Annotated in this window: 10 protein-coding genes; 8 read left to right on the forward strand and 2 right to left on the reverse strand. The window is 64.7% G+C overall.

The genetic code is table 11. The features are described from left to right. Window position 1 precedes the first annotated feature (1 nt). On the reverse strand, window positions 2–1,468 hold the full coding sequence (locus LB528_RS08780) for an alpha-glucosidase/alpha-galactosidase (protein ID WP_224515989.1): 1,467 nt from the start codon (window positions 1,466–1,468) through the stop codon (window positions 2–4). Between the two features lie 246 nt (window positions 1,469–1,714). Between LB528_RS08780 and LB528_RS08785 the strand changes: the two genes are divergently transcribed. Then, window positions 1,715–2,557: an AraC family ligand binding domain-containing protein gene (locus tag LB528_RS08785; RefSeq protein WP_411962126.1), complete on the forward strand. Its 843-nt coding sequence runs from the start codon at window positions 1,715–1,717 to the stop codon at window positions 2,555–2,557. A gap of 42 nt (window positions 2,558–2,599) precedes the next feature. Here LB528_RS08785 and LB528_RS08790 read toward each other — a convergent pair whose 3' ends face one another. After that, window positions 2,600–3,763, reverse strand: coding sequence for a glycoside hydrolase family 25 protein (locus LB528_RS08790; protein WP_224714559.1), 1,164 nt, complete (start codon window positions 3,761–3,763; stop codon window positions 2,600–2,602). A gap of 246 nt (window positions 3,764–4,009) precedes the next feature. Here LB528_RS08790 and LB528_RS08795 point away from each other — a divergent pair, with 246 nt between their 5' ends. The 7 genes from LB528_RS08795 (at window position 4,010) to LB528_RS08825 (ending at window position 13,101) form a co-directional block, all read left to right on the forward strand. Then, the gene (locus LB528_RS08795) at window positions 4,010–4,894 is read left to right on the forward strand and encodes an AraC family transcriptional regulator (RefSeq protein WP_224515991.1); all 885 of its coding nucleotides are present in this window, start codon (window positions 4,010–4,012) and stop codon (window positions 4,892–4,894) included. A gap of 298 nt (window positions 4,895–5,192) precedes the next feature. Beyond that, complete coding sequence (locus LB528_RS08800) at window positions 5,193–6,275, forward strand: sugar ABC transporter substrate-binding protein (protein ID WP_224714560.1); 1,083 nt, start codon at window positions 5,193–5,195, stop codon at window positions 6,273–6,275. Between the two features lie 67 nt (window positions 6,276–6,342). Then, a complete protein-coding gene (locus tag LB528_RS08805) occupies window positions 6,343–7,179 on the forward strand; it encodes an ATP-binding cassette domain-containing protein (protein ID WP_224714561.1) in 837 nt (278 codons plus the stop codon). Then, complete coding sequence (locus tag LB528_RS08810; protein WP_224714562.1) at window positions 7,176–8,429, forward strand: sugar ABC transporter permease; 1,254 nt, start codon at window positions 7,176–7,178, stop codon at window positions 8,427–8,429. Before LB528_RS08805 ends, LB528_RS08810 begins: the two co-directional genes overlap by 4 nt. A gap of 24 nt (window positions 8,430–8,453) precedes the next feature. Beyond that, on the forward strand, window positions 8,454–9,182 hold the full coding sequence (locus LB528_RS08815; RefSeq protein ID WP_224714563.1) for an SDR family oxidoreductase: 729 nt from the start codon (window positions 8,454–8,456) through the stop codon (window positions 9,180–9,182). Between the two features lie 118 nt (window positions 9,183–9,300). Further along, window positions 9,301–10,908 carry an FGGY-family carbohydrate kinase gene (locus LB528_RS08820; RefSeq protein WP_224714564.1) on the forward strand — a complete coding sequence of 536 codons (1,608 nt, stop codon included), beginning with the start codon at window positions 9,301–9,303 and terminating at the stop codon, window positions 10,906–10,908. Between the two features lie 423 nt (window positions 10,909–11,331). Then, window positions 11,332–13,101, forward strand: a complete 1,770-nt coding sequence (locus LB528_RS08825) for an acyl-CoA dehydrogenase family protein (RefSeq protein WP_224714565.1) — start codon at window positions 11,332–11,334, stop codon at window positions 13,099–13,101.

Raw genomic sequence — 13,101 nt, forward strand, 5'->3', positions numbered from 1 at the left:
CTCAGCCGGCCTGTTTGAGTGCCGCCTTTTCGGCGCGCAATTCCTCGATCGAGCGCACGTTGCGCCTGGCCGCGCCCGCCCATTCGCGGGTCTTGACCTTGGCTTTCGAAAGCCGCTCCTTTGCCGCCGGAACGGCATCGGCATATTGCGGCAGCCAGGCCGCCTGGGCGACGACCATCTCGTCCACCATCTGCCAGACCTCTTCCGGCGTCGACACCGCGCCGACCAGCGGGTCATGCAGGACGGCGAGCTTCAACAGGTCGATGTCGCCGGCGATCGCGGCATGCACTGACATGCGCTGCACATTGATCGAGGCCATGCAGGTGGCCGCGCAGGCCTCCGGCAGCGTGATGCCGGCCGCCATGTTGATGCCGAAGCGGTCGACGAAACCGGGTGACTCGATGATGGCGTCTTGCGGCAGGTTGGTGATCACGCCGTTGTTCTTGACGTTGAAGTGGCCGCGATAGACGCGGTTGGTCTCCAGCGCTTCGAGAATGTGGCTGGCATGCTCGTTGGAGCGTTTTGCCGGGTCGATCGGCTTAGACGCCGCTTCGAGGAACTGCGGATATTCCGTCTCGAACCAGTTGCGGGTCTCGGTCGAGTAGCGCAGATAACCGCCCGTCTCGCCATGGATCCAGTCCGACATGTCGATCCAGCGCGTGATCTCGTCAGGGCGCTTGCGATACCAGGGCAGATATTCGGAGAGATGCCCGTTGCTTTCGGTCGAATAAACGCCGAAGCGCTTCAGCACGTCGATGCGCAGCTTCTCCTGCTTCGAATAGACGGGGTGGGCCTCGAAGGCGGCGACCAGCTCGTCCTTGCCGATCGGCCGGCCGTTCAGCCTGAGCTCGACGAACCAGGTCTGGTGATTGATGCCGGAGCAGACATAGTCGAGCTCCTCGGGCGACTTTGCGCCCAGCACTTCGGCGATCTGCTCGGCGCCGTGCTGCACGCCATGGCAGAGGCCTACCGTGTCCACCTTGCCATACTCGATCGCGGCCCAGGTGTTCATGGCCATAGGGTTGGCGTAGTTCAGGAACTTGGCGCCGGTCGCGGCGACCTCGCGGATGTCCCGGCAGAAATCGAGGATCACCGGAATGTTGCGTTGGCCGTAGAGGATGCCGCCGGCGCAGATCGTGTCGCCGACGCACTGGTCGATGCCATATTTGAGCGGGATGCGGATGTCGTCCGCATAGGCTTCCAGCCCGCCGACGCGCACGCAGCTGATGATGTAGCGCGCGCCCTCCAGCGCCTTGCGGCGTTCGGTCGTTGCCGTCACCTTGGTCGGCAGCTTGTTCGCTTCCACGATCCTGTCGAGGATCGCCTTGATCATCCCGAGATTGTGCTCGCTGATGTCGGTCAGCGCGAATTCGACGTCCTTGAATTCCGGCACGCACAGGATGTCGGTGAACAGCTTCTTGGTGAAGCCGACGCTGCCGGCGCCGATAATAGCGATTTTGAAACTCATCACCTTCACCTCGATTCAATCGAATGCTAGGCAAGGAGCCACGGAGGAGAACATGGCCGCACGCAACAGCGCGCATGCCATTTAAACCCGGAAATCCGGCTTTTCTCCTCCCGCCCGCTCCTCGACCGCGGGTCTTTCGCGTTCTGAGAAGCCGGATTATGCGCTTATTCGCCGGCGCGACCAGAGAAGGATTATGCTTTCGAGGGTAATTTTGTGCTGCATGACCTGATCGCCAACGGAAAGCTGATGCGGACGATCTCGCTGCCGCGCGGCCGCCAGCGCCTGCACGCCATGCCGACCAGCACCGGCTACGAAGTGCGCGAGGACGAGACCTACGACTGGGACGGGCGAAAGCGCGGCCAGACCCCGTTCACGGTTCTCCAGCATACGATCAGCGGCACCGGTCAGTTGCGCTACGAGAGCCGCAACTATCGTCTGCAGGCGAACGATACGCTGCTGGTTCTGGTGCCGCACAACCATCGCTACTGGTTGGCCAAGGGCGACCGCTGGGAATATTTCTGGATCTCGATGAACGGTGAGGAGGCGCTTCGCGTCCACAAGTCCATCCTCAGCGTCTCGGGCCCGGTGCTCCGGCTGCAGCCGGCGACCATCGACCACCTTGCCGATTGCAGCCTGCGGCTGATCAAGGGCGCCGCTTCGCCAGGCGCGGCCTCCGCGATCGCCTATGAAGCGGCGATGGCGCTCTATGACGATGTCTTCGGCTCGCATGCCTTCGCCGAGAAGCAGAGCGCCATGCAGCCTGTCATCGACCACATCAACGCCAATCTCGACAAGCCGCTGCCGGTGGCGGAGCTGGTCGAAATCAGCGGCCTTAGCCGCGCCCATTTCTCACGCTGCTTCGCAGAGAGCGAAGGGCTGGCGCCGGCCGAATTCGTCCTGCAGCAGCGCCTGCAGCGCGCGGCGAAGCTGCTCACCAAGGCGGATTTCCTGCCGGTGAAGGAGGTCGCGGTGCTGTGCGGCTTCGAGGATGCGAACTATTTTTCGAAGGTCTTTCGCCGCTGCTACGGCATCAACCCGACACAGTTTCGCACCACCGGCATGTATGCGAGCCTCGGCAGCCATCGCTGATGTCCCTCTGGGCTCCTGGAAGAAGTCGGCTCCTGGAAAAAGTCAGCGCCTGGCGCTGTCGAGCGCCGTCGAGGCGGTGCTGACCGGATCGGCCGCGGCGGCGAAAGCCGCGTCGATCTGCTCGGGCGTGCGCTGTCCGGAGCGTTTCCAGGCGACATATTGCACAATGCCGAAGCTGGCACGCCGCGGCACCGTCTTCACCACCGGCATGCGGAACCCGTCGCGGAATTTCTCCCAGCGCGCGCCGAGCACCGCGACCATTTCCTCGACGGTCGGCGGCGTCGCCACGTCGGCATAGGTGATGGTGACCTTGCCGGCCAACGCGGCCTGACGCGAAACCGGCACCGGGATCGAGGCGAGGTAGTCGGCCGGGACGTCGAGCAGGCCGCCAAAAGACCATTGCCGGCGCAGCTCGTCGGCGCTCATCGGCGCGACGCTGACGTCGATGTCGTTGCGCGTGCCGGGTACACGATATGGACAACGCAAACGTCCGCAATTGGTGTGCGCCGAGAATTGCCAGAGCGCATAGCCCTGCCAGTTGCCCATCGGAAAATGCACGTCGATGTCGGGCTTGTAGCGCGCATACCAAAGCGGCAGCCGCGACAGGAGGCGATACTGGTAGCGGTTGTCGGCGATATACTGGGCGGTCTTGCCGTTGACATAGAGCACCGGGAAGCGGCCGAGGCGGCGATGCACCTGGCGCACGAATTCCTCGGCGTCTTCCAGCGACATCCATTGAGTTGGATCGATGCCTTCGATGTCGAGCGCCATCAGCTCGTCCGGGGCCGGCTCGGCGAAATCGATGAAATTATTGGCCTGCTCGACCGGATTGCCGGGCCGTGCCAGGTGATAGGCGCCCCATTTCAAGCCAAGCGCCTTGGCCACGATCTTGCGCGTCTGGAACAATTCGCGCGTCACCGCATAGCGCTTCCATTGCGCCTTGCAAAGTTTGACGTCGGCTTCGGCGCCGAAGCAGAAATAGGGCGGTGGCAATCCGTCGGATGCCTTATTGATGAAGCCGGCGATGCGCTTGTCGGTGACGAGCTGCTGCCAGTCGATCGAATTGTATTCGTAGGCGTCGATCACCAGCGGGCGGTCGGCATTCTTCCACGGCTCGGAGAAATCCGAGGCCTTTGCCGCCGTGCCCAGCGCAACCGCCGCCGCGAGAAGCGCCAGGCGGCGAAGAGGGCGCGCCGGCTTTTTCATCAGGGTCCCCACTGACCAGGAAACGATCCTGAACCGCTATGGTTAAGGAATTGCTTTCAGGACATCGGCTGCTTTGACCTCCTCCAAAACGTCAAAAAAGTATCAGTGGGGTGGACAAGCCGTGGTGGCAGGCGTTTCAATTGCCGCCTAAGCTTTCAATCACGGCGGCCAATGGGAATACACGGGCCGCCTGACGAAGCGCAGCAACCGGTCACAAGACCGGACCCGCGCGGGGAGGAAATGAAGATGAATCCGGACCTGGAAGTCGTCCAGATCAGACAGGGAGAGTCGTTCAAGGCCTGGGCCCACGGCTACCCTTTCCGTACTGTCCGCTGGCACTTCCATCCCGAGTACGAGCTGCATCTGGTCGTCGCCACCACCGGCCGCTATTTCGTCGGCGACTTCATCGGCGAGTTCGAGCCGGGCAATCTGGTGCTCACCGGGCCCAATCTGCCGCACAACTGGGTCAGCGACGTGCCGCCGGGTGAGACCGTGCCGCTGCGCGGCCGCGTCGTGCAGTTCTCGGAAGAATTCATCGCCGGCGCCGCCGCCGCCTTGCCCGAACTTGCCGCCTGCGCCGGCATCCTCGAAACCAGCCGCCGCGGCGCGCTGTTCTCGCCGGCGACGGCTGAGCTCGTGGCGCCCGTACTGGCGGAACTGACCGAGGCGCAGGGTGTGCGCCGCCTGTCGCTGTTCATGGCCGTGCTCGATATATTGAACCGCGCCGGCGACGTCCGCACGCTGGCCAGCGCCGGCTATCTGCCCGACCCCTCGGGCTTCATGTCGGCCGGCATCAACCAGGCGCTCGCTTACATCAACTGCCACCTGACCGAGCCGTTCAGCGAAGGCACTCTGGCCGAGATTGCCGGACGCAGCCCGAGCGCCTTCTCGCGCAGCTTCCGCCGCCACACCGGGATGGCGCTGGTGCAGTATGTCAACCGGCTGCGTATCAACCTTGCCTGCCAGCTCTTGATGAGCGAGGCCCAGATGTCGATCACCGAAATCTGCTATGCCGCCGGCTACAACAACATCTCGAATTTCAATCGCCAGTTCCTGGCGCAGAAAGGCATGTCGCCTTCGCGCTTCAGGGCCTTGCTGGCTGAGAACGTCAACGCGGAGATTGCCGCCTAACAGGGAGGAAGCGGGAGGAGCCTAAAGCGGTTCCGGTCAGAAAGATCTTTCGTCCGGAATTGCATCGACAAAGAAATATTCAGGGAAGGAAAGACGCGGGGTGCAGGGCACCCTGTGCTGGGGTTCGTTTGCCCGAAATCCAGCACGTTCAGGAGGATGTCTGCGTGGTTAATCGGGATCGATCGATCCTGGGCCGCTGAGAACATTCCTCCCAACAGTTCGTCATGCAGTCAAGGCCTGGCGCGTGGTTCACCGCGCAGGTCCTCGTGAAACCATTTCTCGAAACGGAGACATTCGAATGACCAGACATGCTTGGAAATCGCCGTCTGCCTTGAAGTCGACAATCGCGGCCGTTTTCGCGGTCTCGCTGCTCGGCAGCACCGCGGCCTTCGCCGACAACGTAACCGACGCCACGGTTGCCTTCCTGATGCCCGACCAGGCGTCGACCCGCTACGAGCAGCACGACTATCCCGGCTTCGTCGCCGAGATGAAGAAGCTCTGCCCGGGCTGCAAAGTGATCTACCAGAACGCTGACGCCGATGCGGCGCGCCAGCAGCAGCAGTTCAATTCGGTGATCTCGCAGGGCGCCAAGGCCATCGTGCTCGACCCGGTCGATTCGACCGCCGCCGCCTCGCTGGTGAAGCTCGCCCAAAGCCAGGGCGTCAAGGTGATCGCCTATGACCGGCCCATCCCGACGGCGCCCGCCGATTTCTACGTGTCCTTCAACAATGAAGGCATCGGCAAGGCCATCGCCGACTCGCTGGTCGAGCACCTCAAGGCTCTGAAGGTCGACCCGGCCGGCGGCGGTCTGCTGCAGATCAACGGCTCGCCGACCGATGCGGCCGCCGGCCTGATCAAGAAGGGCATTCACGAGGGTCTCGACAACAGCGGCTATCCGATCCTGGCCGAGTTCGACACGCCGGAATGGGCGCCGCCGAAGGCACAGCAATGGGCGAGCGGCCAGATCACCCGCTTCGGCGCCAAGATCCTCGGCGTGGTGGCCGCCAATGACGGCACCGGCGGCGGCGCGATTGCCGCCTTCAAGGCGGCTGGCGTCGACCCTGTTCCGCCGGTGACCGGCAACGACGCGACGATCGCGGCGCTGCAGCTGATCATTGCCGGCGACCAGTACAACACCATCTCCAAGCCGAGCGAAATCGTTGCGGCCGCCGCGGCCAACGTGGCCGTCAAGCTCTTGTCGGGCGAGAAGCCGAAGGCCGAGATGACGCTTTACGATACACCCTCGCAGCTCTTCACGCCGGCGGTGGTGACGCAGGAGAACCTCAAGGCCGAGATCATCGACAAGAAGATCAACACGGCCGCCGAGCTCTGCGTCGACCGCTATGCCGAGGGCTGCAAGAAGCTCGGCATCACTAAGTGATCATATGGCATCCGGCCGCCACTCGGCGGCCGGATGTCCAGGGAACGACTGTCAAGAAAGGCGGCGCATGAGTGAGAGTCTTGAAGAGTCGGCTTCCGTCGGCGAGCTGGTGCTCAGCCTGCGCGGGATATCGAAGAATTTCGGCGCCGTTTCGGCGCTGACCGATATCGATTTCGATGTCCATGCCGGAGAAGTCGTCGCGCTGGTCGGCGACAATGGCGCCGGCAAGTCGACGCTGGTCAAGATCCTCGCCGGCGTGCACCAGCCGAGCTCGGGAACGATCAATTTCCGCGGCAAGCCGGTCACGCTTCCGGACCCTCGCGCGGCGCTGACGCTCGGCATCGCCACGGTCTTCCAGGATCTCGCGCTCTGCGAGAATCTCGACGTCGTCGCCAACATTTTCCTTGGCAACGAGCTCAGCCCGCTGCGGCTGGACGAGGTGGCGATGGAGATGCGCGCCTGGACGCTGCTCAACGAACTGTCGGCACGCATCCCGAGCGTGCGCGAGGCGGTCGCCTCGCTGTCCGGCGGTCAGCGCCAGACCGTCGCCATCGCGCGCTCGCTGCTGCTCGAGCCGAAACTCATTCTGCTCGATGAGCCGACCGCAGCGCTTGGGGTCGCCCAGACGGCTGAAGTGCTCAACCTTATCGATCGCGTCCGCTCGCGCGGCCTCGGCGTCGTGATGATCAGCCACAACATGGAGGATGTCCGCGCCGTCGCCGACCGCATCGTCGTGCTGCGGCTGGGGCGCAACAACGGCGTCTTCGAGCCCGATGCCTCGAACCAGGATCTGGTGAGCGCCATCACCGGCGCATCCAACAACGCGGTGTCGCGCCGCGCCGAGCGGCTGCGCATGGAGCGCGATCACAGCGGCAGCGCACAGGCGGGGGAGCAACGCCCATGACGGCAGAGAAAAGCCCCTCCGCCCCGCTGGCGCTCGACCGCGCCGACGCGCGGGTGAAGCATGAGGCGGGTATAGGCGGAGCCGTCCGCGCCTTCCTCGACCGCGTGCGCAGCGGCGACCTCGGCTCGCTGCCGGTCATCGTCGGCCTCGTCGTCATCTGGACCGTGTTCACCAGCCTCAATCCGGTGTTCGTTTCCAGCAGCAATCTGGTCAATCTCCTGTTCGACTGCTCGACCGTCGGCGTCATCGCGCTCGGCATCGTCTGCGTGCTGATGGTCGGCGAGATCGATCTTTCCGTCGGCTCGATCAGCGGCTTCGCCTCGGCGCTGGTCGGCACGCTCTGGGTCAACCAGGGCTGGCCGGTCGCGCTCGCCATCCTCGCGGCGCTCGCCTTCGGTGCCCTGATCGGCTCGCTCTATGCCCTTTTGTTCAACCGTCTGGGCATGCCGAGCTTCGTTTCGACGCTTGCCGGCCTGCTCGCGGTGCTGGGCATGCAGCTCTACATCCTCGGTTCCACCGGCTCGATCAACCTGCCCTATGGCTCGGCGCTGGTGGATTTCGGCCAGCTGATGGTGATGCCGAAATGGGTCTCGCACACGCTGGCGGCGATCCCTGGCTTGGCGATGCTGGCCAGCGGGCTTCGCACCTTCGCGCGCCGCCGCGCGGCCAACCTGTCTGCGCCGTCCGTGACCGGGCTCATCGTGCGAGTCGCCATAATAACCATCGGCCTCGAGCTGATCGTCGCCTACCTCAATCAGTCGCGCGGCATTCCGTGGATGTTCGGCCTGTTCGTCGGCCTCGTCGTGGCGATGAACTATGCGCTGACCCGGACCAAGTGGGGGCGCTCGATGACCGCCGTCGGCGGCAACCGCGAGGCGGCGCGGCGCGCCGGCATCAAGGTGCGGGCCATCTATCTCAGCGCCTTCGCGCTCTGCTCGCTCTTCGCCGCGCTGGGCGGCGTGCTGGCGGCCGCACGGCTCGCTTCCGCGAGCCAGCAGGCCGGTACCGGCGACGTCAACCTGAACGCCATCGCGGCCGCGGTCATTGGCGGCACCAGCCTGTTCGGCGGCCGCGGCAGCGCCTATTCCGCGCTGCTCGGCATTATCGTCATCCAGTCGATCGCCAGCGGCCTGACGCTGCTCGATCTGTCCTCATCGCTTCGTTACATGATCACCGGTGCCGTTCTGGCCATCGCCGTGATCGTCGACTCCCTCGCGCGCCGCTCCCGTGCCTCGCACGGCCGCGCCTGAACAGTTCAAACGAGAAGGGTACACATGGCTCACAATCTTTCGGGAAAAGTCGCCGCGGTCACCGGCGCGGCATCGGGCATCGGTCTCGAATGCGCCAGGGCGATGCTTGCCGCCGGCGCCCGCGTCGTGCTGGTAGACCGCGCGGAGGACAGGCTGAAGGAGGTGGTCGCCGAGCTCGGCGACGGCGCGATCCCGCTGGTGGTCGACCTCACCAGCCCCGCCAGCGTGGCGACCATGATGCCCGGCATCCTGGAAAAGGCCGGCCAGCTCGACATCTTCCACGCCAATGCCGGCTCCTATGTGGGCGGCGAGATCCTCAACGGCGATCCGGATGCCTGGGACCGCATGCTGAACCTCAACATCAACTCGGTGTTCCGCTCGGTGCACGCGGTGCTGCCGCATATGGTCGAACGCAAGACCGGCGACATCGTTGTCACAAGTTCGATTGCCGGCCTCGTCCCTGTCGTCTGGGAGCCGGTCTACACGGCCTCCAAGCACGCCATACAGGCCTTCGTCCATACGCTGCGCCGGCAGGTGGCCAAGCACGGCCTGCGCGTCGGCGCAGTGGCGCCCGGACCGGTGGTGACGGCGCTGATCAGCGATTGGCCGAAGCAGAAGCTCGAGGACGAGCTGGCGGCCGGCGGACTGATGCAGCCCACCGAGGTCGCGGACGCCGTCCTGTTCATGCTGACGCGGCCGAGAAACGTCACCATTCGGGATCTGGTGATCCTGCCGCAGAGCAATGATTTGTAGGCAGTAGGAGTTAGGCAGTAGGGAATAGGGAAAGAGGCGGTTGCCTCCGGCCATCCAACACGGACCATCTCCTACTGCCTACTGCCTACTGCCTACTGCCCTACCTTGAGGTCCCCCCATGCCTTCCCACTTCCTCGGCATCGATGTCGGCACCGGCAGCGCTCGCGCCGGCGTTTTTGACGAGCGCGGCGAGCTGCTCGCTTCCGCCAAGCGCGACATCGCGCTCTTCGTCGAGCCCGGCGAGATCGCCGAGCAGTCGAGCCGGGACATCTGGCAGGCGGTGTGTGCCGGCGTGCGCGAGGCGGTAGGGAAGGCGGGCGTCGATCCCCGGGAAATCGGCGGCATCGGCTTTGACGCGACCTGTTCGCTGGTGGTGGTCGGCGACGACGGTGGGCTTTTGCCGGTCGGCCGCTCGGGAGATAGCGACAGGAACATTATCGTCTGGATGGACCATCGCGCTCTCGACCAGACCAGGCGCATCAACGCCCTCCGGCATCCGGTCCTCGACTATGTCGGCGGCGTCATTTCGCCCGAGATGGAGACGCCGAAGCTTTTGTGGCTGAAGGAGAACCTGCCGGGGACCTTTGCCAAAGCGAGGCATTTCTTCGACTTGGCCGATTACCTGACCTGGCGCGCCACCGGCAGCCTTGCCCGCTCGGTCTGCACGCTCGCCTGCAAATGGACCTATCTCGGCCACGAGCGGCGCTGGGACGAAAGCTATTTCCGGGCCGTCGGGCTCGGCGAGCTTGCCGAGGAGGGTTTTGCCCGCATCGGCACCGACGTGGTCGATCCCGGCACGGCGCTGGGCGCCGGCCTGACGGAAGCGGCGGCCGCTGAATTGGGACTGGTTTCAGGCACGGTTGTCGCTGCCGGGCTGATCGACGCCCATGCCGGCGGCGTCGGCACCGTGGGGGCCGCGGGCGAAGCCGGCACCATCTCGTCGCGCATGGCCTATGTGCTCGGCACCTCTGCCTGCACCATGGCAAGCAGCGAAGGGCCGGCCTTCGTTCCGGGCGTGTGGGGACCCTATTATTCCGCCATGGTGCCCGGGCTCTGGCTGAGCGAAGGCGGCCAGTCGGCGGCCGGCGCGGCCATCGATCTGCTGGTGCATTTCCACCCGGCCGAAGCCGAGGCCTCCGCGCGCGCCGCGGCCGAAGGCAAATCGCTGGTCGATTGGCTGGCCGCGGCCGCCACGGCGGGTTCGCCCGACCTCTCGGCCGCTGCCACACTCGCGGGAAGCATCCATGTCGTCCCCGAATTCCTCGGCAATCGCTCGCCCTTGGCCGATCCGGATGCGCGCGGCCTGATCGCCGGGATCGGCACCGACCGTTCCGTCGAAAATCTCGTCGGCCTCTACGTGGCCGGGCTTTGCGGCCTCGGCTATGGCGTGCGTCAGATCGTGGCGGCGATGGCGTCATCCGGTCTTGCCGTCGATACCATCGTCATCAGCGGCGGCGCCGGGCAGTCGCCGCTGGTGCGCCAGCTGCTTGCCGACGCCGCCGGCTTGGCGGTCGCCGCGTCGCAGTCGCCCGAACCGGTGCTGCTGGGTGCTGCGATGCTCGGAGCGGTGGCAGCCGGCCGGTATGCGGACATTTCGAGCGCCATGCCTGCCATGTCCCGGCTTGGCGATGTCTTTACACCTGCGTCGAGTGACATGCGCGCTTGGCACGACAAGCGTTACGAAGCCTTCCTGGCGCTGCAGGCGGTGGGACGCAGCATACGTTGAGAGAGTCGCTTTATCCTTGCGCAATTCCGGACGGAAAACCGCGCCCCACTTTCCTGGAACTACCAGCCGGATGTAATTCGTCGTAGATTCTGAGTGGTAATTGCAGCTTTGAGATAGGCCTTGGCCTTCGCGATTTCGTCATTCTATGGCGGAGCAAGGAGCGAAGCGACGCGCGCAGACCATAGAGTCCATTGCGTTACGTTGAGGCCCTTCTACGGTCCAGAATTCTGCTCCGCTGCACTCCACGGCAAAAGCCACGGAATGATCCCCGGGTCTGCGCGTCCGCTCCGCCCGTGGATGACGACGTCTACGCAAAATCCGCGTGACAAAGTTTGACGTTTACGTAAAAAGAAGGTGCGAAATCGACGCGTGGTTTCGCTTCGGCCATGCACTAGGATTGGCTGGAACGGAGGAGGAGCAGACATGTATCGCGCGCCGGTCGAGGACATCGCCTTCACGCTAAAGCAGGTGGCGGGGCTGAAGCCGGCGCTTGACGCCGGCATTTTTGCCGATCTCGGCGAGGACCTTGTCGACGCGATCCTGGCCGAGGCGGGCCGCTTCGCCAGCGAGGAGGTCGCTCCCCTCTACAAGATCGGCGACGAGCAAGGTGCTGTGCTGAAGGACGCCGCGGTCACCACGCCCCCCGGCTGGAAGGAGCTCTACCGGCGCTGGATCGAAGGCGGTTGGAACGCGCTGTCGGGTCCGGAAGAATTCGGCGGACAGGGCCTGCCGACCATGCTCGGCGTCGCCGCGCTCGAAATGTGGAACTCCGCCGCCATGGCCTTCGGCATCGGCCCAACGCTGACCATGGGCGCCGTCGAGGCGCTCGACAAACACGCCTCGGAGGACCTCAAGGCCAAATACCTCGCAAAACTCGTCTCCGGCGAGTGGATGGGCACGATGAACCTGACCGAGCCGCAGGCGGGCTCCGATCTCGCGGCCTTGCGCAGCCGCGCCGAGCCCGTCGGCGACGGCACCTACCGCATCTTTGGCCAGAAAATCTTCATCACCTATGGCGAGCACGATTTCACCGACAACATCGTGCATCTGGTCTTGGCCAGGCTTCCCGACGCGCCGGCCGGGACGCGCGGCATCTCGCTGTTTTTGGTGCCGAAGTTTTTTGTCAACGACGACGGTTCGCTCGGCGCCCGCAACGACGTCTTCTGTTCCGGCCTCGAGCACAAGCTCGGCATCCATGCCTCACCAACCTGCACCATGATCTATGGCGACGGTTTTCAAGGTTCTACACCCGGCGCCATCGGCTGGCTGATCGGCGAGGAGAACAAGGGGCTGGCCTGCATGTTCACCATGATGAACAACGCCCGCCTTGCCGTCGGCATGCAGGGCGTGGCCGTGGCCGAGACCGCCACACAGAAGGCGATCGCCTATGCCAATGAGCGCCGCCAGGGCAAGGCCTCGGCCTATTCGGGCCCCGGCATGGCGCCGATCGTCCATCACCCGGACGTGCAGCGCAATCTCTTGACCATGAAGGCGCTGACCCAGATCGCGCGCTCGATCAGCTATTCCTGTGCGCATGCGCTCGACCGCGCGCGTGTCGGCGAGGGCGAGGCCGCCGCCAAATGGCATGACCGCGCCAGCCTGCTGACGCCGCTCGCAAAAGCCTTTTCCACCGAGATCGGCGTCGAAGTCGCCTCGTTGGGGCTCCAGGTGCATGGCGGTATGGGCTTCATCGAGGAGACGGGTGCAGCCGCGCTTTATCGCGATGCGCGCATCGCGCCGATCTATGAAGGCACCAACGGCATCCAGGCGATCGACCTTGTCGCGCGAAAGCTGCCGCTCGGCGGTGGCGAGCATGTGTATTCTTATATCGGCGAATTGAAAGCGGTGGCCGATGCGGTGCGCACCTCCAACATCGACGGTTTCGGCCGCACCGCCGACAATCTCGACCATGCACTGGCCGATCTCCACGAGGCGACGGGCTTTCTGCAGAAGCTCACGGCCGATGGTAAGGCCGATGCCGCCATGGCCGGCGCGACGCCCTATCTGCGCCTGATCTCGCTCGCTGCCGGCGGCGCTTATCTGGCGCAAGGCGGGCTGGCCGATCATGGCCGCATCGCCCTTTGCCGCTTCTTCGCCGAAAACCTGCTCGGCGAGACGCGCGGGCTCAAGGATCGTGTCGTGGGCGGCGCCGAGAGCCTTGCCGTTGCCGGCAAGGAACTGATTCCCGCTTGA

Source organism: Mesorhizobium sp. CA4 (assembly GCF_020165075.1).
GTDB lineage: Bacteria > Pseudomonadota > Alphaproteobacteria > Rhizobiales > Rhizobiaceae > Mesorhizobium.

Coding starts and splice junctions, on each gene's coding strand:
- LB528_RS08780 (WP_224515989.1), bottom strand. CDS start 1,468: ATGAGTTTCAAAATCGCTATTATCGGCGCCGGCAGCGTCGGCTTCACC.
- LB528_RS08785 (WP_411962126.1), top strand. CDS start 1,715: ATGCGGACGATCTCGCTGCCGCGCGGCCGCCAGCGCCTGCACGCCATG.
- LB528_RS08790 (WP_224714559.1), bottom strand. CDS start 3,763: ATGAAAAAGCCGGCGCGCCCTCTTCGCCGCCTGGCGCTTCTCGCGGCG.
- LB528_RS08795 (WP_224515991.1), top strand. CDS start 4,010: ATGAATCCGGACCTGGAAGTCGTCCAGATCAGACAGGGAGAGTCGTTC.
- LB528_RS08800 (WP_224714560.1), top strand. CDS start 5,193: ATGACCAGACATGCTTGGAAATCGCCGTCTGCCTTGAAGTCGACAATC.
- LB528_RS08805 (WP_224714561.1), top strand. CDS start 6,343: ATGAGTGAGAGTCTTGAAGAGTCGGCTTCCGTCGGCGAGCTGGTGCTC.
- LB528_RS08810 (WP_224714562.1), top strand. CDS start 7,176: ATGACGGCAGAGAAAAGCCCCTCCGCCCCGCTGGCGCTCGACCGCGCC.
- LB528_RS08815 (WP_224714563.1), top strand. CDS start 8,454: ATGGCTCACAATCTTTCGGGAAAAGTCGCCGCGGTCACCGGCGCGGCA.
- LB528_RS08820 (WP_224714564.1), top strand. CDS start 9,301: ATGCCTTCCCACTTCCTCGGCATCGATGTCGGCACCGGCAGCGCTCGC.
- LB528_RS08825 (WP_224714565.1), top strand. CDS start 11,332: ATGTATCGCGCGCCGGTCGAGGACATCGCCTTCACGCTAAAGCAGGTG.